24 protein-coding genes are annotated in these 24,700 nt (G+C 36.2%); 15 read left to right on the top strand and 9 right to left on the bottom strand.

The window, feature by feature from the left end; genetic code table 11:
* Window positions 1–159 precede the first annotated feature (159 nt).
* From EZ456_RS03410 to EZ456_RS03470, 13 genes are all read left to right on the top strand, one after another.
* On the top strand, window positions 160–945 hold the full coding sequence (locus EZ456_RS03410; protein ID WP_131527296.1) for a sensor histidine kinase: 786 nt from the start codon (window positions 160–162) through the stop codon (window positions 943–945).
* Complete coding sequence (locus EZ456_RS03415) at window positions 942–1,574, top strand: response regulator transcription factor (protein WP_131527297.1); 633 nt, start codon at window positions 942–944, stop codon at window positions 1,572–1,574. Before EZ456_RS03410 ends, EZ456_RS03415 begins: the two co-directional genes overlap by 4 nt.
* 131 nt (window positions 1,575–1,705) lie before the next feature.
* Window positions 1,706–2,626: a glycerophosphodiester phosphodiesterase family protein gene (locus EZ456_RS03420; protein ID WP_131527298.1), complete on the top strand. Its 921-nt coding sequence runs from the start codon at window positions 1,706–1,708 to the stop codon at window positions 2,624–2,626.
* An 86-nt stretch (window positions 2,627–2,712) separates the two neighbouring features.
* Window positions 2,713–3,420 carry an ATP-binding cassette domain-containing protein gene (locus tag EZ456_RS03425; RefSeq protein ID WP_131527300.1) on the top strand — a complete coding sequence of 236 codons (708 nt, stop codon included), beginning with the start codon at window positions 2,713–2,715 and terminating at the stop codon, window positions 3,418–3,420.
* A gap of 3 nt (window positions 3,421–3,423) precedes the next feature.
* Window positions 3,424–3,966 (top strand): hypothetical protein, encoded by a 543-nt coding sequence (locus EZ456_RS25240; RefSeq protein ID WP_131527302.1) that lies wholly within the window; start codon window positions 3,424–3,426, stop codon window positions 3,964–3,966.
* A gap of 240 nt (window positions 3,967–4,206) precedes the next feature.
* Entirely contained in the window at window positions 4,207–4,737 is a 531-nt protein-coding gene (locus EZ456_RS03435; RefSeq protein WP_131527304.1) for a hypothetical protein, read from the top strand.
* A gap of 258 nt (window positions 4,738–4,995) precedes the next feature.
* On the top strand, window positions 4,996–5,652 hold the full coding sequence (locus EZ456_RS03440) for a porin family protein (RefSeq protein WP_165501227.1): 657 nt from the start codon (window positions 4,996–4,998) through the stop codon (window positions 5,650–5,652).
* A 575-nt stretch (window positions 5,653–6,227) separates the two neighbouring features.
* A complete protein-coding gene (gldF, locus tag EZ456_RS03445) occupies window positions 6,228–6,953 on the top strand; it encodes a gliding motility-associated ABC transporter permease subunit GldF (RefSeq protein WP_131527308.1) in 726 nt (241 codons plus the stop codon).
* Window positions 6,953–8,638 carry a gliding motility-associated ABC transporter substrate-binding protein GldG gene (gldG, locus tag EZ456_RS03450; RefSeq protein WP_131527310.1) on the top strand — a complete coding sequence of 562 codons (1,686 nt, stop codon included), beginning with the start codon at window positions 6,953–6,955 and terminating at the stop codon, window positions 8,636–8,638. The genes gldF and gldG overlap by 1 nt, the downstream gene beginning before the upstream one ends.
* A 33-nt stretch (window positions 8,639–8,671) precedes the next feature.
* On the top strand, window positions 8,672–9,796 hold the full coding sequence (dnaN, locus tag EZ456_RS03455; protein WP_086545224.1) for a DNA polymerase III subunit beta: 1,125 nt from the start codon (window positions 8,672–8,674) through the stop codon (window positions 9,794–9,796).
* 85 nt (window positions 9,797–9,881) lie between these two features.
* Entirely contained in the window at window positions 9,882–10,559 is a 678-nt protein-coding gene (locus EZ456_RS03460; RefSeq protein WP_131527312.1) for a DUF4397 domain-containing protein, read from the top strand.
* Between the two features lie 59 nt (window positions 10,560–10,618).
* A complete protein-coding gene (locus tag EZ456_RS03465; RefSeq protein WP_131527315.1) occupies window positions 10,619–11,320 on the top strand; it encodes a DUF4397 domain-containing protein in 702 nt (233 codons plus the stop codon).
* Between the two features lie 64 nt (window positions 11,321–11,384).
* On the top strand, window positions 11,385–12,071 hold the full coding sequence (locus tag EZ456_RS03470; RefSeq protein WP_131527317.1) for a DedA family protein: 687 nt from the start codon (window positions 11,385–11,387) through the stop codon (window positions 12,069–12,071).
* On the opposite strand, the gene EZ456_RS03475 is transcribed toward EZ456_RS03470, so the two are convergent.
* From EZ456_RS03475 to EZ456_RS03500, 6 genes are all read right to left on the bottom strand, one after another.
* Window positions 12,072–13,028 (bottom strand): zinc dependent phospholipase C family protein, encoded by a 957-nt coding sequence (locus EZ456_RS03475; protein ID WP_131527319.1) that lies wholly within the window; start codon window positions 13,026–13,028, stop codon window positions 12,072–12,074.
* A gap of 53 nt (window positions 13,029–13,081) precedes the next feature.
* Complete coding sequence (locus EZ456_RS03480) at window positions 13,082–13,507, bottom strand: VOC family protein (protein WP_131527321.1); 426 nt, start codon at window positions 13,505–13,507, stop codon at window positions 13,082–13,084.
* Between the two features lie 116 nt (window positions 13,508–13,623).
* Window positions 13,624–14,076, bottom strand: a complete 453-nt coding sequence (locus EZ456_RS03485; RefSeq protein WP_131527323.1) for a DUF1569 domain-containing protein — start codon at window positions 14,074–14,076, stop codon at window positions 13,624–13,626.
* Between the two features lie 40 nt (window positions 14,077–14,116).
* Window positions 14,117–15,346, bottom strand: a complete 1,230-nt coding sequence (locus EZ456_RS03490; protein ID WP_165501228.1) for a DUF3999 family protein — start codon at window positions 15,344–15,346, stop codon at window positions 14,117–14,119.
* Window positions 15,327–17,705: a DUF2339 domain-containing protein gene (locus EZ456_RS03495; RefSeq protein WP_131527327.1), complete on the bottom strand. Its 2,379-nt coding sequence runs from the start codon at window positions 17,703–17,705 to the stop codon at window positions 15,327–15,329. Before EZ456_RS03495 ends, EZ456_RS03490 begins: the two co-directional genes overlap by 20 nt.
* A gap of 260 nt (window positions 17,706–17,965) precedes the next feature.
* The gene (locus EZ456_RS03500) at window positions 17,966–18,325 is read right to left on the bottom strand and encodes an endonuclease domain-containing protein (protein ID WP_131527329.1); all 360 of its coding nucleotides are present in this window, start codon (window positions 18,323–18,325) and stop codon (window positions 17,966–17,968) included.
* A 311-nt stretch (window positions 18,326–18,636) separates the two neighbouring features.
* On the opposite strand from EZ456_RS03500, the gene EZ456_RS03505 reads away from it, so the two are divergent.
* Window positions 18,637–19,080, top strand: coding sequence for a DUF4395 domain-containing protein (locus EZ456_RS03505; RefSeq protein WP_131527331.1), 444 nt, complete (start codon window positions 18,637–18,639; stop codon window positions 19,078–19,080).
* A gap of 1 nt (window position 19,081) precedes the next feature.
* On the opposite strand, the gene EZ456_RS03510 is transcribed toward EZ456_RS03505, so the two are convergent.
* The 3 genes from EZ456_RS03510 to EZ456_RS03520 all read right to left on the bottom strand — a co-directional run bounded on the left by EZ456_RS03510 (window position 19,082) and on the right by EZ456_RS03520 (window position 23,938).
* Window positions 19,082–20,113 (bottom strand): Atu2307/SP_0267 family LLM class monooxygenase, encoded by a 1,032-nt coding sequence (locus EZ456_RS03510; RefSeq protein WP_131527333.1) that lies wholly within the window; start codon window positions 20,111–20,113, stop codon window positions 19,082–19,084.
* A 426-nt stretch (window positions 20,114–20,539) separates the two neighbouring features.
* Window positions 20,540–22,396, bottom strand: coding sequence for a molecular chaperone DnaK (dnaK, locus tag EZ456_RS03515; protein WP_131527335.1), 1,857 nt, complete (start codon window positions 22,394–22,396; stop codon window positions 20,540–20,542).
* Between the two features lie 306 nt (window positions 22,397–22,702).
* On the bottom strand, window positions 22,703–23,938 hold the full coding sequence (locus EZ456_RS03520) for a glycosyltransferase (RefSeq protein WP_131527337.1): 1,236 nt from the start codon (window positions 23,936–23,938) through the stop codon (window positions 22,703–22,705).
* Window positions 23,939–24,093: 155 nt separating this feature from the next.
* On the opposite strand from EZ456_RS03520, the gene miaE reads away from it, so the two are divergent.
* A complete protein-coding gene (miaE, locus tag EZ456_RS03525) occupies window positions 24,094–24,675 on the top strand; it encodes a tRNA-(ms[2]io[6]A)-hydroxylase (protein WP_131527339.1) in 582 nt (193 codons plus the stop codon).
* Window positions 24,676–24,700 lie beyond the last annotated feature (25 nt).

A 24,700-nucleotide genomic window follows, 5' to 3' on the forward strand; every position in this document is an offset into this window, starting at 1 on the left:
TTATATTAATTTGGGCGTAACCTTATTCTATATTGGTACATTACCTTTTCTTACCTTTTATTCATTATTGAGGGCTTATATCCAAATCTGGAATATTTATTTCGATTATTTTCTGGTTTCGGGTATAGTTATGTATGTATTATTCTCAATTTCATTTATATGGGGAAAACAGAACTCTTAATTACAATCATCCTTTTTAACCTGTTTTTTGTGCTCTTTGTAGTCGCCATTATGGTTTATATCAAAAAATACAAAGAGCGGAAAAGAGAATATCTGAATGAAATCAAAATCACCAATGAAATACACCAAAAGGAACTTTTAACTACCCAGTTAGAAATCCAACAGGCCACTATGCAGCAGATTGGCCGCGAATTACACGATAATATCGGGCAAAAATTAACATTGGTGAGCCTTTATACCCAGCAATTGGTACACGAAAATAAAGTGCCACAGGTTAGTAACCGAATAGAGCAGATTTATCAGATCATTAATTCATCGTTGCAAGATTTAAGAAGTTTATCGAAAAATTTAACTAACGATAATATAAGTGAAAATGAAATTGTAACTTTAATACAGGAAGAAGTGAACAACCTCAATGCTTTGAAAAAATGTAAGGTAACCTTTCAATACAATTTCGAAAGTATAGATCTGGAGTTTGTGAAAAAGAACGTATTATTAAGGATAACCCAAGAATTTCTTCAAAACAGCTTAAAACATGCGGATTGCAGCAATATTAAAATCCAATTAAATTCTTCTCCTGAAGTTTTTTTAGCGTTAAAAATACAGGATGATGGAGTAGGATTCGATTATGGTAAAATCACTTCTGACGGTATAGGATTAAAAAACATGAAAAAAAGAGCCGAAATTATCGGTGGACAATTTAATTTAGAAAGCAAACCCGATTTAGGCACTACACTTACTATTATTTTAAATGGCCCGGCATGAAAAAAACTATAGTTATTGTTGATGATCATATCCTGATTGCAAAAGCACTCCAGGGCATTATAGATAATTTTGCAGCCTTTGAGGTTATCTACGTCTGTGAAAACGGAAAAGAGTTAATTAAAAACTTCGAAAACAGTAATAAAATCCCCGATATTTTACTTTTAGACATTAGTATGCCCATTATGGATGGTTTTGAAACCGTAGCCTGGGTAACCGCGCATCATCCGGAGGTAAAAGTAATGGCTTTGAGCATGCAGGGTGAAGAAAAAAGCGTGATTAAAATGGTTAGCAATGGCGCTAAAGGCTACCTGCTAAAAAATGCACATCCAGTAGAGCTCGAAAATGCACTTACAAAATTGAATATCAACGGATTTTTTTATCCTGATTGGGCATCAAAAATTATTTTCTCCAGCCTGAATAAAACCAAAGATATGGAGATCAAAATTTCAGATCGGGAGAAAGAGTTCTTAAAATACACCGTTACCGAGCTTAATTATAAGGAAATAGCCGATAAAATGTTCTGTAGCCCAAGGACTGTAGAAAGCTATCGCGATCAGTTATGCGAAAAACTGGAACTTAAAACCCGGGTAGGATTGGCTGTTTTTGCCATCAAAAATGGTTTTGCATGAAGGTTAATTGTTTAAACTGTTGTTTATTTGAAATACACATCACAATTACCAATTTCAACAATTAAGTAGTGAACCATTTTAAGAATTCCATTTTACCTCCTCCATCTTCCATTTTTTCCTACTTTTGAAGCATGAAATTTCATCATTTGCTATTCTTGGTCATTGTTGCAGTTTTTACCTCATGTAAACCAGAAGAAAAAAAACATCAATATATTAAGTTTAATACACCAACGGAGTTATATCAATTCTTAAAGTGGTCGCCAGAAAACCGTTTTCCATTAATTAGTGCTCATCGTGGTGGCCCAATGCCTGGTTTTCCTGAAAACTGCATCGAAACATTCGAGAATGCCACAACGTATAATCCAGTAATTATCGAATTTGATATTGCTTATAGTAAAGATTCGGTAATGGTGATTATGCACGATGATAAGCTCGATCGCACTTCGACAGGAAAAGGGCCGATTGGCAATTATACTTACGAGGAGTTAAAAGCTTTTAATCTTAAAGATGATGAGGGCAAAGAAACAAAATTTAAAATCCCAACTTTAGATAGTGTATTAAGCTGGAGTAAAGGAAAGGTTTTATTAACGATCGATTTAAAAAAGGGCGTTTCTTATGCCAAGGTGATTGAAAAGGTAAGACAATATAAGGTAGAAAGTAATTCGATCATCATTACCTATACTGCAGATCAGGCTAAAGAGGTACATCAATTGGCACCCGAACTCATGATTTCAGCCTCCGTTCAAAAGAAAGCAGAATTGAAACGCTTAAATAGCTTGGGTATTCCCAATTCCCGCATTGTAGCTTTTGTTGGTGTTTCTGTTCCACAGAAAGAATTGTACCAATACCTGCACAACAAATGCATTACCACCATTTTAGGTACCATGGGAAATATCGACAAAAGTGCGATTGCCAGCCCTGTAAAAAATGTTTATTATCATTTGGTTAACAATGGTGCAGATATTTTGTCGGGAGATAATTTGCCACAGGCATCAGAAGAACTGGATAAGTTTAGGTACAATAAAAAAATAAGTTCAGCGCATATTAATTAACCACAGATGGAAAGGATGAACACAGATGGTTTAGCCAATTATGAAATCTGTGTTTATCTGTGCAAATCTGTGGTAAAAAACACAAAATGAGTATTTCAGTTAAAAATCTGTCTAAACACTACGATAAGCAAAAGGCGGTCGATTCAATTAGTTTTGAAGCCAAGCCAGGTCGTATTTTAGGTTTTCTTGGCCCTAATGGAGCTGGTAAATCTACCACCATGCGTATGCTTACCGGTTATTTAGAACCCACATCTGGTGAGGCTGAAATTTCTGGTAAAAGCATTCTTTCAGAAGCTATCGAAGCTAAAAAGCATATTGGCTATCTACCTGAAAATACCCCGCTTTATGCTGATATGTATGTAAAGGAATTTTTAAATTTTGTTGGCCAAACTTATAAGCTTCACAATTTGCCTGCGCGGATTGATGAAGTAATCAAAATGGTAGGTTTAACACCAGAACAGCATAAGAAAATCGGTATGTTATCTAAAGGGTACCGCCAAAGGGTAGGTCTGGCACAGGCGATAATCCATAATCCAGCGGTTTTAATTTTAGATGAACCCACTTCTGGTTTAGATCCAAACCAACTGGTTGAGATCAGGCAGCTAATTAAAACATTAGGAGCAGCTAAAACGGTTGTCATTTCTACACACATCATGCAAGAGGTGGAAGCCATTTGTGATGACATTATCATTATTAGCAAAGGTAAAATCGTAGCGAAAGATTCGCTCGAAGGCCTGAAAAAGATACATCAACAGCAATCATTAGAAGATATTTTTAGAAAACTTACTGCTTAATTCATGCTTCGTCCAAAAATCAAAAATGCACTAATAACTCTTCTGTTTTTAGCACCTGGTATATTGAAAGCCCAAAACTCCACCAGTATTGGTATTGGTGCAGAAATAGGTTTACCATCGGGAAACTTCGTTAATTTATCCGGAATAGGTTTGGGCGCATCAATAAAAGCTGATTTTCCGATAGCTTCAGATTTTGCCATATCCTTAAATGGAGGTTTTATGAATTTTTTTGGTAAACGCAACCAGTTTCTTAAAGTTCAGGATTTAACTTATATCCCCGCTAAAGCTGGCTTGAAATATCAGCTGGGAGAAAGCTTTTACGCAGAAGGGCAGCTAGGTGCGGCATTGCCATTAAATAATGGACAAAAAACTTTATTTGTTTGGTCGCCTGGCATTGGAAATCAGTTTAAACTATCTGGCCAAAATAAACTGGATTTAGGCATAAGATATGAAGCATGGACAGGCAAAAATGAGTTTTCCGATTTAAATAAAATAAACACCAAGGGTTTTGTTGGAATTAGATTTGCCTATATGTTTGGATTATAATTTAATAATTATGAAGGCTAATTATTATTTTTTATTCAATTAATTCATGATAAACATACAATGATTATGCTTTTTTAGCGTTATTACAACTTTTCGGAATAATTATATTATTTTGTATAATAATCAGTAAATCAGTTGTTTATGGCTTTATTTCTGTCTTTTTTATTTTATTTGTAACGTTTTTGGCATAATGCTTGTCTAAAATCGACAAATAATTAACGAACAATAAATAAAAATCACATGAAAAAAGTATTACTTTCTTTATTAATGGTTGCAGGCCTAGGCTTTGCAGCTTCAGCTCAAACAGAAGGAGCGGTTCAAAAACTAAGCATCGGTGCTGAGTTTGGTTTACCAACAGAAAAAAATTCTAATACCTTAATCGTAGGCGGTTCATTACAATACGAACATCCCGTAGCAAAAGATTTAAATTTAACTGGTTCTGCTGGTTATTTATCATTAATGGCTACAGGAGATGCAAAAGATTTTCTGAAGGCTCTTGGGCAAAAAACTAGTTATGGTGTTATTCCATTAAAAGCTGGTGCCAAATATTATTTTGGTGGCAACTTTTATGGTGCTGGTGAACTAGGCGCAGCAATTAGTACTGAAACAGGTGGCAGCACTTTATTTGCAATTGCTCCAACTTTAGGTGCATCGTTTTCTGTTGCTGATAAATCTAGTTTAGATTTCGGTTTACGTTACGAAAACTGGTCAGGAAATGGTGGTTCTACAGGCTTTATCGGCTTACGTGCTGCATTTGCATTCGGTTTGTAATAAAAAACATAATTCATTCAAAAGCCTCCAAGAAGTTGGGGGCTTTGTTGTTTATCAGCTATTTAAGGTGTGAGCCTTAGAAAATAAAATTTTAACTATTAAATTAGTTTGTCTATTACTGCACTGTTTTCGCTTGGTATGCGAAGGCACGGAAACTAAAAAATAATTTTCAAAAAAACTCTCAAAAAAATCAGATGAAACCATCATGATTTGCAAAATCATGATAGCTTCATCACCATTGAAAACATGAAAAATCAGATGAAAAAACTAGTATTATCTTTATTAACAGTTGCAGGTTTAGGCTTTGCAGCTTCAGCTCAATCAAACAAACCTGTAATTTTTGGCGTAAAAGCCGGGGTGGCCTTTCCAAACATGACCATCTCATCAGGAAGCACATCGGTAAGTTTTGATGCAAAAACATCTTATTATGTTGGCGGTACAGCCGAATTTGTACTGTCTGATGTAATTTCAATTCAACCTGGTTTAACTTTTATAAACAAAGGAACAAAACTGGCCAGCGGCGACATTGACTTTGAAGATAATGACATTACAACTACTGAAGAGGCAACATTAAATTTTAAATATCTGGAGTTGCCGGTAAACTTATTGGCGAATTTTAAAGTAGGAAGCTCTGGTAAAGTGTTTCTGGGTGCAGGGCCATATTTTGCTTATGCATTAAGTGCAAATGGTAAATACGGGTCGATAAAAGAAGATATTAAATTTGGCGAAGCAGAATCAGAATTTAAACGGACTGATTTTGGTTTAAACTTTTTAGCAGGTTACCAATTAAATAACGGCTTTAATATCCATGCTGGCTACGGATTGGGGTTAAGCAGCGTTGCAGATACTGATCTCTCAGACGAGATTACCTTTAAAAATAAAGTTTTCTCTGTGGGTGTAGGTTTTTCTTTCTAAACCGAATCGAGAAATTATGAAGAGGATTTAACATAAAGAAAATTCCTCCTCAAGTTCTGTCATGTTGTCCAAAGGACTCCTACGGAGAGCCTGTCGAAACACATAAAAGGTTATTCAACCAAGTCCTTCGACAGGCTATCATTGACGTTATTTTACAAATCATTATTAATCAGTATTTTAACTGCTTTTGCATTTCCATCCAGCTAGGCCATAGCACGGTATCCCCGTTCTACTTAAATCCGGCCTAACAAATTTTTCGGGCTGTACTGTTCTTGCCGTACAACTGGCTTCAAAAGAAAAATTTTCAGCCGGCATTTTTTGTTTCTTTTTGATGCCAAAAAGAAAGAGCCCTTCGGCGGCGGCGAGCCGAGACCGTGGTGTATGGAAAAAGAAATCAATTACACGTCACTCATATTGATTTTTATAAAATAAATTATCCCTCAGGATAACAATTCGAAATTTATAATAAGGCCTCTTTTTAAATTTAAATATCACTGATTTGATAATACATTCATTTAATCAATTCCTTTTAAATTTGCAGGAATAAATGGTTAACTTCGGCGTTTTAATAGCACATGTACGCAGTTTTTAAACGCGAGTTATTCAGTTTCTTAAGTTCGATGGTTGCTTATATTACCATTGGCATTTTTCTATTGGTTTCTGGCCTGTTACTTTGGTTTTTTCCTGATACCTCTATACTTGATTATGGTTATGCCGAACTTGATGGTTTTTTCAGTTTGGTTCCTTATCTTTTTATGTTTCTTATTCCAGCCATTACGATGCGCTCTTTTGCCGAAGAGCGGAGAGAGGGAACCTACGAGCTTTTAATTACCCGCCCCATTCAGATCTGGCAGATCATCGTAGCAAAGTATTTAGCGAGTTTGGTTTTGGTATTATTTGCCCTAATCCCAACGTTAATTTATTACTATAGCATTTCAAAGCTGGGCTTTCCTGAAGGGAATATCGATTCAGGATCGGTTACTGGCTCTTATATCGGTTTATTTTTATTAGGTGCTGCCTTTACCTCGATTGGTGTTTTCTCGTCTGCACTGACTAAAAATCAGGTGATTGCTTTTGTTATCAGCGCAGCTTTATGTGCATTCGCTTTTTTAGGTTTCGATTATAGCAGTCAGCTTGCTGCATTTCAAGGTATTGAGAATATCATGAGCAGTTTAGGGATTAATCAACATTATACTTCGATAAGCCGTGGTGTTTTAGATACCAGAGATCTCATTTACTTTGTCACTTTTTCAGTGCTGTTTTTGTTTGTCACTAAAATAATAATGGGAGGGAAACGATAATGAAGCTGAAAAATAAATGGGTAAATTCTATCATCGTTATTGCCGCATTAATTATTTTAAATTTTGTAGGTCAGCATGTTTTTTATCGTTTTGATTTTACTGCTGATAAACGCTTTACTTTAAGTGATAAAACGAAATCTTTATTGGAGCAAAATGAAAAACCGGTAATCATTACTGTGTTTTTAGCGGGAGAGTTACCACCTGCTTTTAAACGGCTGCAGGCTGCGGTCTCGGATATTTTATCTGATTATCAGGCTTATGCTAAAACCGAGGTCAAGGTGGTTTTTGTTGACCCTTTAGCAGGGCTTAATCAGGCCGATCAAGATACAGTGATCAATAATTTGTACGAAAGAGGAATAGAAGCGACCAATTTAAGTGTTAAAACTGAAAGTGGATTAACGCAGAAACTTGTATTTCCGATGGCCATGATGGAAAGTGAAGGAAAGGAATTTCCCATTAAACTCTTTCAAAATTTAGATACCCGCGGAAATTACGAAGACAATATAAACCGCTCTATTGAAAATCTGGAATATATTTTTACTTCTAGTTTAAAGAAAGTACTTTCGGGTGATAACCCTCGGATTGGCTTCTCAGAATCAAATGGCGAACTTTCCGATTTGCAACTGGCTGATGCTATTCACTCTCTATCTAGCAGTTATTTGGTTGGCCGTATTGATTTAAATAGTATTGATAAAGCAGGGCTTGATAAGTTGAAAATGTTGATTATCGCCAAGCCTAAGAAACCTTTTACAGAAACCGAGAAATACAAAATCAATTATTTTGTAATGAACGGTGGGAGGGTCCTTTGGAGTATTGATCAGGTAAATGCCGAATTGGATAGTTTGCGAGGAAAAAGTGGTCAAATGGCCGTTAACAGTAATTTAAACCTGGATGATATGCTCTTTATGTATGGAGCTAGGGTTAATTATGATATTATTGCCGATCCGGCAAACAGTGCCGAGATTCCGGTTTCTACAGGTGTTGTAGGCGGGCAAAACCAAATGCAATTGGTGCCTTGGATTTATTACCCGATTTTATTACCCGATACAGCTGAAAGTGTGGTGAAAAAGTTGGATGGTGTAAAATCTGAATTTCCAAGTACAGTAGATACTATTGGCGTTAAAGGCGTACAGAAATCGTATATTTTAGCTACATCTCCTTACAATAAAGTATATAATGTGCCGAAATTGTTTAGCTTGCAAATGGTAAGCGAACAATTAGATCCGCGGTCTTTCCAAAGTAAACCACAGCAGGTTGGTTTAATGTTAGAAGGTAATTTTCCATCGGTTTTTGCTGGGAGACCTTTACCGGCTACCATTACACAGCCTTATACCCTGGAAAGTACAAGCAAACCGGCTAAAATGATCGTGATAGGAGATGGCGATATTTTTAAAAACCAGGTATCGGAGCAAAATGGAACTCCCTTTCCCTTAGGTTTCGATCGTTATTCGCAGCGTACTTTTGGCAATAAGGCTTTATTGCTCAATATTGTTGATTATTTTACAGATAACGACAACTTAATTGCGCTACGAAATAAAGAAGTAAAAATTAGATTGTTGGATAAAGCCAAAATTAAGCTCGAAAAATCGAAATGGCAATTTATAAATGTGGTGGCACCCTTGCTATTGTTAATATTCTTTGCGATTTTTCAACATTATCACCGCAAATACAAGTACGCTAAATAATTTTTATATTTTTGAAGAAGACTAAATAATATCATGAGATTTATTGTATCCACATCAACTCTATTAAAACACTTACAAACCGTAAATGGTGCATCAAGCAGCAGTACGGTTTTGCCTATATTAGAAAATTTTCTTTTCGAAATTAAAGATGGAAACTTAACTATCTCTGCTACCGATCTGCAAACCAGCATGACAACTGCTTTAGCTGTAGAATCCAAGGAAGAAGGTAAAGTGGCTGTTCCATCTAAAATTTTATTAGATACGCTTAAAACATTGCCAGATCAACCCATCGCATTTAATATCGATGATAGTACTTTTGCGATCGAGATCAGTGCTGGAGATGGTAAATATAAATTGAGTGGTGAAAATGGGGATGATTTTCCAAAGATTCCCGTAGTAGAAAACGCTTCTTCTGTAAACTTACCTGCATCAGTTTTAACTGAAGCCATTACAAAGACTATTTTTGCAGTAAGTAATGATGAGTTGCGCCCAGCTATGACAGGTGTATTCTGTCAGTTATCTCCTCAGCACATTACCTTTGTAGCTACCGATGCACATAAATTGGTGAGGTATCGCCGTATGGATAGCAAAGCGGATAAAGCAACATCATTTATTCTTCCTAAAAAAGCGTTAACACTTTTAAAAGCTGCTTTACCTTCAACTGATATTAATGTATCAGTAGATTATAATGCAACAAGTGCTTTCTTTAAGTTTGAAAATATCAATTTAGTGTGTCGTTTAATAGACGAGCGCTATCCAGATTATGAGGCAGTAATTCCAACCAATAACCCTAATAAACTAATTATAGACAGAAGCTTGTTTTTAAACACACTTCGTAGGGTTGTAATTTTTGCGAATAAAACAACACACCAGGTAAGATTGAAAATTAGTGGAAGCGAATTAAATATCTCTTCAGAGGATTTGGATTTTGCTAACGAAGCACATGAGCGTTTAAGCTGCCAATATGATGGCGAAGACCTCGAAATAGGCTTTAACGCACGCTTTTTAATTGAAATGTTGAGTAATTTAAGTGGTGATGAAGTTACGCTAGAACTTTCAACACCAAATAGAGCTGGACTTTTAATTCCCCAGACCAATGATGAAAATGAAGATGTTTTAATGTTGGTGATGCCTGTTATGCTAAATAATAGTTATTAGAAAAAAACTAATTTATTAGTTTTAATAAGAAAATGGCTTGGTTTTTGACCGAGCCATTTTTGTTTTTAATAAACTAACACAAGCAATGAAAATCTATAACAATCTCTCTAAATCACTGATTTTGCTCACCGGCTTATATAGTATAGGCCTATCATCTTGTAAAAAGAATAATCCAGATGAAGTAGTTAAAGGCCAGGCCAAGGTAAAAATGGTCAATGCATCGCAGGCCAATGTGAATCAGGATGTTTATTTAGATAATGAGAAACTAACCACTGTAGCTTTAGCTTTTGGCGAAACCAGTGATTATGTAAAAATACCATCTGGTAATAGAAGCGTTTCGTATTCCGGAACAAATAATATAACTACTGATACCTCTTTAAACTTCACACCATCTATTACGTACACTACTTTTTTGGTTACCAATAAAAAGGGCGAGATGGAAATAGTGAGTTATGAAGATAACTTAAGTAATATTGAGACTGATAAAGCAAAAATAAAACTGATTAACCTGACACCTAGCTTTGCCACAGGCATAAACGTTATGGTGCAAGGGGGCACACAATTTGTTAACGGATTGGCTTTTAAGGAAGCGTCTGGCTATTTTACGGTAGATACGGGATTCAATTTAAGATATAATGTAGTGGGTTCTGGTAGTGTTAAAACCATCCAAAGTACAGCTTTAGAAGGGGGGAAGATATACACCATTTGGTTTAGTGGTATTACGGCTGCAACATTAGAAGCGCATATCATTACCGATAATTAATTTCAAAGTTTAATATGCTTTCTGCTATCTTTACGTTTTATTAGCATCAGCGATTAATTATGAAAAACAGCGTATTGTTTCCTAAAATATTTCTTCTTCTTACACTTGCCGTTTTAATCAGCTCTTGCATCAAAAACGATAATTTAATTGAAGGTGATGCTAAAGTGAGATTTTTTCAAGCCGCTTCAACTGATACAACCCAAACTTTCTATTTAAATGGGATACAAATAGGAACACCAGTTGCTCACGGTACCAATACAAGTTATGTGGTCGTTGCAGGCGATGCTGCTTACAATATAATTTCGCGTAATATAAATACTGGTGTTGATGTAGCTTCATTAGCAGATCAAACATTTAAAATTGGACAGAATTATTCGATTTTTTATTATAAAGAAAAAACTGGCGATCCGGCAAAATTGAAAGTTTATACTGATGATGTAAAACCAGATCTTGATTCAGCTAAGCTAACTTTTTTAAACCTTGGTTACACGCTAAGCTCAAGTGTTGTAATTACGGATAGCACTAATACAGCCAAACCTGTCGAATCTACAATTGCATATGGAGCTAGTAAAACTTTAAAGGTTAAGGTTAATAAAAACATGAAATTTGCGTTTAAATTAACAAACCCTACTGCGACAAACCCACCGCCTGTGGTACCACGCTTAGATTCGCTTAATATTAATAATGGTAGAGTTTATATCATATTACTCGATGGTGATAAAAAGGGAGAACTTAAAAATCGAATCATTTCTGCCAACTAATTTTATTGCAATATACTAGCATTTAATCCCTTTGATATTCATACTTTTGCCCAAAATTAGATAAATGGAATTACTACAGCAGCTCATAGATTTTATTCTTCATATAGATGTACATTTAGCTGAAATTGTTAACGAATACCGTACCTGGACTTACCTCATTTTATTCCTGATCATTTTTGCCGAAACTGGTTTTGTGGTTACACCTTTCCTTCCTGGCGACTCATTACTTTTTGCAATGGGGGCTTTAATTGCAGGTGAACACGAAACTGGTTTAAATATCTGGGTTATGCTCGTTATATTAATTGTAGCGGCAATTTTAGGAAATACAGTTAACTATAAACTCGGGAGTTTTTTAGGTGCAGGCGTATTTAAAGAAAAGAACAAAATTTTGAAGCTTAAATATTATCATCAATCTCACGAATTTTTCGAGAAACACGGTGGTAAGGCCATTATGCTAAGCAGATTTCTTCCAATTTTCAGAACCATTGCACCATTTGTAGCTGGAATAGCCAAAATGCCTTTCGGTCGTTTTACCTATTATAACGTTGTTGGTGGAGTAGCCTGGATATTTGCCTTATTGTTAGGTGGCTATCTATTAGGACAAATTCCGATAATTAAAAATAATTTCGAACTGGTTATTATTTTTATTGCTGTGGTAACTTTTGTTCCTGCCGTCTGGGCAGCCGTCAGAAGTCGTTTTCAGCCTAAAAAGATTGAGGCAATTATTGAAGGAGAGGATACAAAGGCGTAATTATAGTTCCCTGCCAATTAGGGAACCATTTTGATAATTCTTTTCTACCTTATTACTTTCTTTTTGCTCATCAGGTAATAACGCTGTTTTAACCAGGTTTTTAAGCACCGGCTGGCCTGCATCAACCCAGGCAGAATACCAGAATGAGCCCGTTTTCAATATGGCAGCACGCATTTGCTTTTCTACCATGTTATTCATTTTAATATGGTAGGCTTTTGAATAGGCCGTAGAGTATTGTTTAAGCACAGTATTATTCCTTTCAGAAAAGCTGTACTTTTTGTCGGAAGGAAATGATGCGCTCAGTTCAGCTTCGAAAGTTAATACGGTATCAACCAAACTGTGCGTGTGTTTGAGTATTTTCCAGATTTCTTGCAATGGGTTCTCAATATAATCCGCTTTGCCAACAACAAAATTATAATTGGTCGAAAATAATTCGGGTAAACGGCTTTCCCAAAAGGCATGTATACCTACCTGATTGGTGAGTTGGCCATTATGGTTGGCGGTAGTGTGTAATGGAACATGTGCATCGCCAATGTAATGACCTAAATCTGCAGAATATTTTAAAACCTTTACCGAATCACGCATTTTAAAGGCTTTAACTAAACCATAATAGCTACGCTGTATTTGCCAGGGAATAATACCATCAGTGTTCAGTTTTTTCAGGCCGTATTTAGCCAAGGCATCATCCCATTTTTTAGGAATACTATCAATACTTTTCTCGTAATTTTCCACATCGAGGTAATGCCTAGGCGCCTCTAGAGTATCGGCATACCTCCGTTTATCGGGATCAACGGCATGTTCGGTAATGTATTTGATATTCTTTTTATAGAAACCAATCATATCAGATGGCAAAGTGAAAACGGCAAGGTTGTTTATCCTTTGATGTGCAAAGAAACCCCAAGAGGTACAAAGAAATATAGGGATGATTAACGCGGTTAAAATCGTTAATCTTTTCATATAACCGAATATAGTAAATTTTCTTTATACCGCCAGGGGTTTATAGGATGTAATTAAGCGTCTTCGAGCTTTTTCTTGTCGATTTTTTTCATTTGCATAACCACATCCATTACTCTTTTTGCTTTTTCAGGCTCTGCCATAAGTTCACCAATGTTTGATGGAACAATTTGCCACGAAAGTCCGAATTTATCCTTTAACCATCCGCAAACGCTTTCTGTGCCACCATCATTTGTGAAAGTATCCCAATAATAGTCTATTTCGTCCTGACTATCGCAGTTTACCATAAGAGAAATAGCCTCATCGAACTTAAATTGCGGACCGCCATTAAGGCCCATAAATTTATTTCCATTTAGTTCGAAAGTAACTACCATGGGAGTAACCTGCGTAATTTTAGAATCTTTAAAAACTGTACAATAGTATTTTGCTGCTGCTTCAGCTTGTCCGTCAAACCAAAGGCATGTTACAAGTGGTTTTGCCATTTTATATGAGTTTTTTGTTACCACAAGTTAGGCAAGATTTTTATGCTGTGTAAGGTTTAAAAGTGACGATTTAAGGGGGTGATTTAGACAATAATTTGCAGTTTACATGCCTGATATTAAGCCCCGAATTGTGCTAAATGGTGATCCAAGTGTTTATAAAACATGTTGTTCCACTCTGTTTTTACTAATGGACCAAATGAATGCGATTTTTTGCCGTCGAAATGGGTTTCACCAAGCTGCTGAGTTTGAGTGATGTAATTAATTAAACGGATTTTTTCTTTTTCGAAATCTCTTTCACCTTTAATAATAAACTGTGGTGCCGTCTGATTATTTTTAGGGTAAGGTTTCTCGTTCACCACTTTGCTTTTGACTAATTTTTTCAGGATAAACTTCATTATTGGACCTGGCTTTGGATGGATGTCATCGTAAACCATTTCGTAAGTTACATTGCAATGTGCCAACATCTGAGCAACGTTCATTTTACCCCAAAGTTGAGTTGTAGTAGGGGTAAGCTTGTTAATTCTTTCAATAATTTCGCTAGTTACCGCGGGTTGGAAAATGTTCTTCATGGTTTGTTTATAACTTTTTTAGCTAATAATTTAAGTAATCTTAATTCCTCAACATTTTAAATGAAAACCAGCCCAGTAGTGCAATAATCACTGCCATTAATACCCAAAGCCATGCTTTGTTTTCAAATAATGGTTTTTCTGTTTTAATGGAGTAGGCAGGGTTTTGCTGTTCTGCTCCAATGTTAACGCTGGTTAAATTAGTTGGAATTTTACTTTCAAATTTTTCTATTTCATAAACCGGACCAGTAGCCTTTTCATTGCCATAATATAAAGCATATTCGTCTTTTTGATCATCAAACCGGGCTATAATTTCATAAATATTTCCTTTTAACTGTAAGCCGTTTAAACGTAATGGCTTATTATCATTGTTTTGAATAATAATTTTTAATCTGGAAGCAATGGTATTTACAAAATTGAATGTTGGTTCTTCCAAAGAACTTATTGTGCCTTCATAAAGATTTGCATAATTGTACTGTATGCCTTTATCGGTTTTAAAACTGTCTGTTGCATATTCAATTTTGATGGAACGGTAGAAATCGAAATCGCTTTGTGCATTCAACTTTAAATTGGACAGGGGAAAGGGATTAGCTAAGGTTACATCAATAATTGTTTCTTTTTTAGATACATCGTTTTTAAGGTTGAAAGATTGATACTTAACCTCCTGATAGGTTCCCTTTATGGTATCAGTTTTCGAAATTTTTGCTTCCAATAGTTCGGGCTGTACTGGGCTTTTTACTGCAATTCTAAAATATTGATATTTCGAATCTGTAAAATTCAATTTGGTAAACTGGTAATCCGTATCGTTATTCTTGATGGAAAGAATTCTGTAGTCAGTTAAGATCGAAAACCATTCTTTGTTGTCATTACTGCCTTCGAGGGCAACTTTCCAATCGAAGTTTTCTTGTTTAAAAGCCAGCTTAATCTGATTAATTAAGTTTATTCCTGGCGATTGAAAAGTATAATAATAACCATTTGTATTGGTGCTTTGGTTAATCGGTTTAAATGTAATATCATTTGTAGTTACCTTATCAGCACGCTGTTTTAATAAGTAAGGAACTTCTACGGTATCTTTTCCATTAATGCCAAAAATCCTTAAATCTTCGAAACCTGCATTTGCTTTTTTATATAAATCATCTGGCAGCGCCATTTTATGCCAAACCGTATTAATGCCGGTTATACTCCGCTTAAATTTGTAGGTATTGGTTTGTGCATTTGTGATGCTGGCACAAAATAGAAGTAGAGTAAATAGTTTAATTTTCAGCTTTAACATCATCTATAATTAAATGTTTGTATTTATTGTAAAGGAAAGAAATGATGAGCAATAACACCCCCAACGACACAAAAACTATGGTTTTGGAGATTGTGCTTAGAGAATAGATATCGTAAAAGAAAAGTTTGATCAATGTTATTCCAAATAAAACCATTGCCCCAATGCGCAAGTGTTTTTTGTTTTTGGCCAGGCCCATACTAATTAAGAATAATGAAAAGATACCCCAAAGAATACTCAAACCCAGTTTATAACTTCCTTCTGAGTGTGATAGTTCTAAAATATTGATCAATTCGCTGCTGATGATCCATAACAGGGAAAGATAAAGTAGGTAATCGAACATGATTTTCAAATCTTTTATCAATAACCCCGAACGTTGCAGCTGGTAGCATTGTACAACCATTAAAGCAAAAAAAGCGATTGCCACATACCTGATACCTATATTAAATGGGCCAATAATGAAATATTTACTTTCAGGAAGTAAATAGGTATCCCTAAGCTCGCTTAAGTTATAAAGTCCGAAAGTTAGAAACGTTACGATAACCAAGATGTTAACAATAAGGTTAGCGATAGCGAGTTCACTGTTTTTTAGCTTTTTAATGTTCAAATAGCTTAATGCTGAAGCAAAAAATAGGGTGTAGATATAAATCCATGTTGTTTTTAAAGTCTGGTAATTATAGTTGTATTCACTAATTGAATCGTAAAACCTTGTTTTTGGATTAGGGTTAATCTTGCTGAGCTCGAAAAGGTTGTTAAAGTATTTAGAAATCTCGATTCTAAAGGTAATGTAGATTACAAAAACCAAAATAGCAGGAATAGAGTAACTGAGTATCTGCCTCATCCAGATCCATGCTACTGGTTCTTCACTTTCTTTTTTGCTGATGCTAAACATCCAGAAAAAGCAGGCAATAAATATACATGCGGTTAAAAAGCCAACGTTAAGGATTGGTGTGATTACGGTTGCATTTCCGTTATAGATATCATAATAGGTTATCCAATCTTCGAGCAAGCTGAAAAAGGCCAGGAATAGTAATGGAAAGGATAGTTTTTCGTAAATAAATATCTTTTTCACCCGTGCTAAATAGAATAGTACAGCGGCTTCTACAACCCAGAAAATAGTTACCCAACCGCCATCTAACTGAACAGGAACAGCCATGGTAATAAAGGTAATCACCATTGCCAAGATGAGGTAAAAAAGGTTTTTATCTGCAAGATTTTTCTTGTAAATAATTAAGCTCACCACAAAATGGATTACGGCATTCGCCAACGTAAATAAGCCTAATAATTCAGTGCTGTTTTTATCATCGGATAATATTAGATAACCTATTCCGTAGTATACGAATGAATTTAAAAGTAAGATTACGACATCGCTGAAGCCAAAGATTTCTTTTTTACTTACTTTATAAGCCAGATTGGTGATGTAAAAAGTGAGGAAAAATATGGTGGAAAATAGTAGCGCAATACTAAAGTAATTGTTCGTGTTGCTTAAATCCAACCGCCAGGCGGAAAAGATAATCCATGTTAAGCCAAAAGATGCATAGAATAGAGGTTTCCAGTATTTTTTGAAACTGAGTATCAGGATCCCGATGTTGATAATGGCCATGTAGGTAAACAAAACGCCAACCTTGCCAGAACCATCGCTCAGTAAAAAAGGGACAGCATAAGCACCAACTAAGCCAATATGGGCAATAACCTGTTTGTTGTACTTAATGGCTGCAACAACGGTAAATGAGGTGAATACAACCATTAAAGCAAAGGCCAATGCCTGCGGAATCAAGGCGTAGAAATCGTAGGCAGCATATGTTATAAAATACATGATGGCAATCGCACCACTAAGCAAAACGGCAGAAAAATTTTCGTATTTAACTTTAAGCTTTATGGTAAAAGCCATTAAACCAGCTCCAATGGCATAACCCAATACGATCCTTGTAAGTGGGCTAACCATATCGTGATCAATGGCATATTTAGCACCAATGGCCACACCGATAATTAAAATCAGGATTCCAATCTTGCTGATTAAGTTTTCGCCGATAAATTTCTCGAAATCAGATTTAACCATGTTTTCACGCTTAAATCTGTCAGCAAAATTAGGCTGTGCTGGGTTTGCAGGAGATGGAATAGGTGCAGGGATAGGTTGAGGTGGGCCAGCTTGTTGTGCAACAATACCTGGTGGTGTATTTCTTGGTGGAGGTGCAATTGTTGGTTCAGGATTTATTGTTGCGGAAATAGGTGCTGAGCCTGGCGATTGCAGCGCCATAACCTCATTTCTTAAAGCTTGAATTTCGGCTTCAAAGCCTTGTTGCCTGAGCAAAAGGTTCTCTAGCTTAATTAATAGCAGGTTTAATTTTTCGGAATTATCCATTCTATATCTGGTAGTGCGTAATTTTACTTTACTAAATATAAGAATGTATTTCTATTGGGTACGGAAAATTTTGCGAATGAGTTGAGGTAACGCTCTTATCATCCTTTTCCCTCCTAAATATGAGGGAACAGGATGTGCTGAGGCAAGGTTAGCTTATGGTATTAAGGTTTATAGTTTGAACCTGTTGCTTTATTTAAATTTTCACCAAATGAATTAGCTCCCCTCCTTATTTTCAAGGAGGGGTTGGGGGTGGTTATTAGTCATTTGTTTTTAAAATGATTTTTGATGGCTTCACAAACCAGTTCTTCAGATTCGAAAACTTCAATATTATCAAATCTGACTACTTTAATTCCCTTGCTGTTTAAAAAATCAGTTCGTTCTTTGTCGTATATTTCTGCTGAATAATCATCATGACTATTGCCATCAACTTCAATAGCCAATTTTTCTGATGGGCAGTAAAAATCCAAAATATAATTTCCAACACTGTGTTGGCGTCTGAATTTTTTGCCATTAAGTCTTGAATTTTGCAGATACATCCACATGGTAGCCTCAGCAGGGGTGAGATTGTTTCTCAGCTCCTTTCTTTTATCTTTTAGATATTTAAGATTATGGATTGCCATGATTCAATATAACTATTTTTAAATTAATTTTTGCTCCGTTTACCACCCCTTGTCCCTCCTAAAATAGGAGGGGAGTAGGAACTGTTGAGGCAAGATCAATTCCCATTATTGAGATTTGTAGTTTGAACTCTTTGGTTATACTTTATTATAAGAATGTGCTGATTAGTTGTTGGTATAAACCTTTTGCTGTATATAATTTTACAAGGTGAATCAGCTCCCCTCCTTATTTTCAAGGAGGGGTTGGGGGTGGTTTTTTGTTGGATTGTATACACATTAAATTAATTCGTTAAATTTACATCAAAATTGTCCATATGGAATTATCTTGCCCAATATCAGCAGAACGAGTAAATGAGAATGTAGTTAGGATTATTGCCTTTATGGTTGCTGTGATCGCAATTGCTTGTATTCTGTTTTCAAATTATTGGGCAATTGTTTTCCTGATATTTGATTTCGCGTCAAGGGCATTTACGTCAGGTAAATTTAGTTTGTTGAAATTTATCGCTGTTAAAATAGCTGATGCATTTTCGCTTTCGCCGAAAATGAAAGATCTTGCTCCAAAAAAGTTCGCGGCAACCTTAGGCTTTGGATTTTGCCTCTTGATTACCGCGGTATATTTATTTGATTATTATAATGTAGCGCTAATTTTTACCTCCATCATGATCGTTTTCGCTTTGTTAGAAAGTTTATTTGCCATTTGTATAGGTTGTTATATCTATTCTTTTTTACAGATTTTTAGAAAAAAGAACGAGGCTTAATTTATTTCTTTAAAGCCTCGCGCACTTTTGGTGCAATTTTGCTTCCGAATAACTCTATTGATTTCATCAAAGCTATGTGAGAAGGCCCACCAACGTCCATATGGGCTGAGAAACGGGTTAAACCAAAGGTTTCTTCTATAGCCAAAATTTTCTCTACTGATTCGTTTACATCGCCAATAATCAAAGCACCGCTACTGTTTCTGCCAGCGTCGAACTGATTGCGTTGATAAGGTGCCCAACCGCGTGATTTACCGATTCTGTTCATCTGAGCAGAATAAAGTGGATAGTAGTAATCTGCAATTTCACTGCTTTTTTCGCCAAACAAAGTGTGCATATGTACGCCTACTTCAAATTTATTCATATCGTGCCCATAAGCTTCATAAACTTTTTTATAATAATCGAAAAGGGGTTTAAACTGTATCGGCTGACCACCGATGATAGCAAACATTACAGGTAAGCCTAATCTACCAGCACGTTCCACTGATTCTGGCGTTCCACCAACGGCTACCCATATTTTTAGCTTGTCATTTACGGCTCTGGGTAAAACTTCTTGATTGTTCAGCTCTGGTCTGAATTTACCTTTCCAGCTGATTTTAGGCGCTGCGTTTATTTTAAGGAGCAGCTCTAATTTTTCTTCGTAAAGTTGATCGTAATCCTGAAGGTCGTATCCAAATAGTGGGAATGATTCAATAAAACTTCCACGACCAGCCATTAATTCGGCCCTGCCATTCGAAATTAAATCTATTGTGGCAAAATTTTGATACAATTTAACCGGATCGGAAGAACTTAAAACCGAAACGGCACTGCTTAATTTAATGTTTTTGGTTACGGTGGCTGCAGCAGCTAATATGATTTCGGGGCTGGATACGGCATAATCAGGGCGATGGTGTTCGCCAATGCCATAGAAGTCTAAACCAACTTCGTCCATTAGTTTTATTTCTGCTATAATTTCTTGAAGTCTTTGTTGGGCGGGTTGAATTTCTCCTTTTGCATTAATCTGCAAATCGCCAAACATACCGATACCTAATTCCATAATGTTAAATAATTTCAACAAAGTTAATGGATACTGGGCTAGCCATTTTTGATGTATGTTAAGAAAATATTAAACATTTAGTTTATGCACCCTGCAACCTGAGTTTTTTATACTGACCTAAGTTAGCTAAACCCGATTTAAGCGAACACGAAGTGCAACGAAGTAAAGCGTTAAGCGGGGCTATCGGAACCGAAGAGCTTTGTCTTTGCTTTCCAAATAAAAAGTTCGGAATGAAGATCTTAAGCTGATTTGAACTATATAAGGAATATAAGATCATATTAGCTCAATTGGTTATACCTGGAAAAGATTCTGAAACAAGTTCAGAATGACGTATCTATAGAAACATGTCCGGCATGACGATCTCTGGCCCAAAACTAACTACTGGTAACTGTAGCAGTAAGCTGGCAATTGAAAACTGCCAACTGGTTACTCTATCTTCTTGCCTTTCATCGCTGTAGAAATTGCAGCATCCATTACACGTTCGGCAAATGGACGGGTAAATTCATTCAGCTCGTCTGCTTTTTTCAAAATCGTATCCTTTTCTTGAGTAGCTAAAGCCGTTCTAAGAGCTTCAATGTATGCTTTAGTATCTGAAATTTCTACTTCGCTTAAATGCTCAGCATGTTTTTCGATAAAACGCTCGGCGGTATAAAGCAGTTGCTCGCCTTCACTTCTTGCTTCGATAAGCATACGTTGTTCTACATCACTTTTAGCGTGTTCTATACTATCAAGGAGCATTTTCTCTACGGTATCGTCACTTAAACCATAACTTGGCGTAATTTCGATCTCTTGTTTTACACCCGAACGTAACTCTATCGCCTGAACGGTTAAAATTCCATCGGCATTCAGTAAAAAATTGATGTCTACTTTAGGCAAACCAGCAGGCATTGCAGGGATTCCCTTTAAGTCGAACTCAGCCAATTTTCTATTTTCTTTAACTAAATCGCGCTCACCCTGATAAACAGAAATTTTCATATTTACCTGTCCATCTATTGAAGTAGTGTACTGGCGACCAGCTTTTGTAGGTACTTTACTGTTACGGGTAATAATTACATCCATTAAACCGCCCATGGTTTCGATGCCCAAAGAAAGTGGCGTTACATCTAACAACAAGATATCAGAACGGTTTCCGGCCAAAACATCAGCCTGAATTGCTGCACCAAGTGCTACTACTTCATCAGGATTGATATTGTCCTGAGGTTTTTTACCAAAGAAATTTTCTACTGCCTGTTTTACATAAGGCGTACGGGTAGAACCGCCTACTAAAATAACTTCATCAATATCGCTGGCTGATAAATCTGCATCTTTTAATGCATTTTTACAAGCAGTAATGGTTTCTTCAACTTTTGCTGAAATTAACTGCTCAAAAGTTTGTTTATCCAATGTACACCAAATTTCGCCAACCTGTTCGTTATATAGATTTTGGGTAGATAGTGCTTTTTTAGCAGCCTCAGCTTGTAGGCGTAGGGTTTGCATCAAAATATTGTCTTGGGCAACTACGGCTACATCGAGATTATTTTTTTCCAACCAATAGTTTAAAATGGCGCGGTCAAAATCATCACCACCTAAATAAGTATTGCCATTTGTGGCCAAAACTTCAAAAATTCCGTTCTGGATCTGTAGAATGGAAACATCAAATGTGCCTCCACCTAAATCGTAAACAGCAATGGTTTTCTGTTGCGATGGATCTAAACCAATTCCGTAAGCCAAACTTGCTGCGGTAGGTTCGTTTACAATGCGCATTACATCCAAACCTGCCAGTTTTCCGGCATCCCTTGTAGCCTGACGCTGGCTATCGTTAAAATATGCCGGAACAGTAATTACAGCCCTGTTAACAGGTGTTTTTAAAGCATGTTCTGCTCTTGCTTTAAGCTCTTTCAAAATTTCTCCTGATAATTCGATCGGTGTATAGAAACGATCGCCGGCATGTATTTTTACCAAAGCATCGCTATCGTCGTCTATAATTTTGTAAGAGAAAATAGCTGCATGTTCCGCTACATCTTTGTAAGAGCGACCAAGTAATCTTTTTACTGAAAAAATGGTATTTGAAGGATCTGTGGTTAAAAATTCTTTCGCCTCGTTACCTACAATGGCTTCGTTCTGATTGTTAAAATATACCACAGATGGTACCAATATCCCTTTACCTGCATCGTTAATTACCTGAGGATTCTTATCTGGATTGATAAACGCCACCAAACTATTGGTTGTACCTAAATCTATTCCAACAATAATTTCTTCTTTCTGAAACGAACCTGTAGCAAGGTTAATTGATATTTTTGCCATGGCTGCAAATTTACAATAATGTTGTAAGGTTTTAGGATGGAAATGTTTTAATGTTGTAAAGATTAAAGTTCATTTTCTCATTCTTTATTGTTTTGAATTATAATTAGGAAATGAAGGGTTCTGTAATTCTTCGGTTGCAGCAGCCCTGCTGTCGCTCCTGCCGATTGAAGGATCGGCATCCGTACCATCAGGTTTATTGAACAAAGGCTGGTGTATTAAGTGTATTGATCTTTGAAAGAAAAACTTGTTTTGATATACAGGCTTTTAAACTCTATATCTTCGAACCTCCGACTTTTGGACTTCAGACTATTTCCTATTCTTCTCCTCGATCCACAAACTCATATATTTTGTACTTTGTACGGTGTGGTGATTTAAAATCTGTCCGAAAAAATTATTTTGTCTGTGTGCAATTAAATTTGAGGCCAATCTTTCAACTTCTTTAATGAATGGATCGGCAAAATATTTGGCTGAATATCTCTGGTTAATGATTTCGACACCATGCTGTTGTGCAATTTGCCAGGCGCTTTTATCTTGATAAAGTTTTACAGCTTCTTCGATAAAAAGCTCGAGATCATCTTGGATGCTGCCGTTCCAATCTAATTTGTCTTTCATGGCTTCCGCACCAATGGAGGTGGTAACCGATGGGGTACCCACCTGCATGGCATCGATAAATTTACCTTTTACACCTGCGCCAAATTGAATAGGGGCGAGCAATATTCTATGTTTTGAAATGGTCTCTTTCGCATCTTGGGCCCTTCCTTTAATCAGGAATTTTTCAGTTTTGTTATCCAACTGCAAAACTTTTTGAGATGCATAAGAACCATATATATTCAAATGCGCATTTGGAAGTATTTTACGGAGTGAAGGCCAGACTTCCGTTTTTAAAACCTGTACGGTATTCCAGTTGGGTTCGTGAAGGAAGTTGCCAATGAAAACAAAATCTGCTCGATCATCAAATGGAATCCAGTTTTCGATAGTCTGCTGATCGATTTCGTCTTCAAGAAAGGGCAAATAATAAATGAGTGAAGGATCAATTTTAAACTTTGTTTTCAAAATACCAATCTCTACTTCCGAAATCATTAAGGATAAATCGCAGCGTAAAATCGAAGCAATTTCTCTTTTAGCGGTATCTGAGAATAAATCTAAGGCTTGTTTTTTCTTGTCACTTTGTTGACGGGCGCTTCTTAGGCAATGCAAATCTTCAGTATCTAAAATTCTAAGGGCATCGGGGCATTCCTGCTGAACCCGCCAACCATATTGTTCTTCTACCATAAAACGGTCGAACAATACCATTTCTGGGGCTAATTCTTTTAGAAATACGTTAAAACTCTCGTCATTCAGCTTGATTTGTTGCTCTACAACACCATTCCTGTTAAAATCATAACTGAAATCACTTTTCGACGCAGCAGACGCAAACGTGATTTGATAACCTTTAGAAAGAAATAAATCAACCAATTGGATCATCCTTGTGCCTGCTGCCGATGAAGTGGGTTCGGGCCAGACAAATCCAATAATTAATAATTTCTTAGCGCTTGTATTCATTTACCTGCAAAATAAGTTCTTTTTTTTTGGCTCTCGCAGATAAATGTGATTTTCGCGGAGTGAAATGTAAAATCTGCACAATCTTTTAAATCTGCGGGAGATATTAAACGTATGTTAAATATTCCTAATTTTGCAGCTCAATTACAAAGCATCAGATGTTAGGATTAAAATTATTAACAGACCCACGTTGGGCAAATATTGCAGAATCTAATTTAGAGGAAATTTTATCTGATCATGCCTGGTGCGAACAAAAAGCGGCAACCAATGCCATTACGTTGATTACCCAAAATTCTGAATATCAGGATCTGGTAGATGAACTCACGGCTATTGCAATTGAAGAAATGCAGCATTTTCAGATGGTAATTGAAATTATTAAAAAACGGGGATACACCTTAAGCCGGGAGCGTAAGGACGATTATGTGGGCCGTTTGGTAAAGTTTAGCAAAAAAGACGGAAGCCGGAATATGGCTTTTATCGATAGGCTTTTGTTTGCGGCAATGATTGAAGCCAGAAGTTGTGAGCGTTTCAGGGTACTTTCGTTAAATATAAAAGATCAGGAACTGGCCAAGTTTTATCATGAGCTAATGGTTTCTGAAGCTGGGCATTACACCACATTTTTAAATTTTGCACGTAAATACAGCACCGATGTAGATGTGGATAAACGCTGGAAAGAATGGTTAGATTTTGAAGGAGAATTGATTCAGAGTTTCGGAAACAGAGAAGCTATTCACGGATAAGATGTAACAGGGATGATGGAAGTTC

Source organism: Pedobacter psychrodurus (assembly GCF_004331735.1).
Classification (GTDB): Bacteria; Bacteroidota; Bacteroidia; order Sphingobacteriales; family Sphingobacteriaceae; genus Pedobacter; species Pedobacter psychrodurus.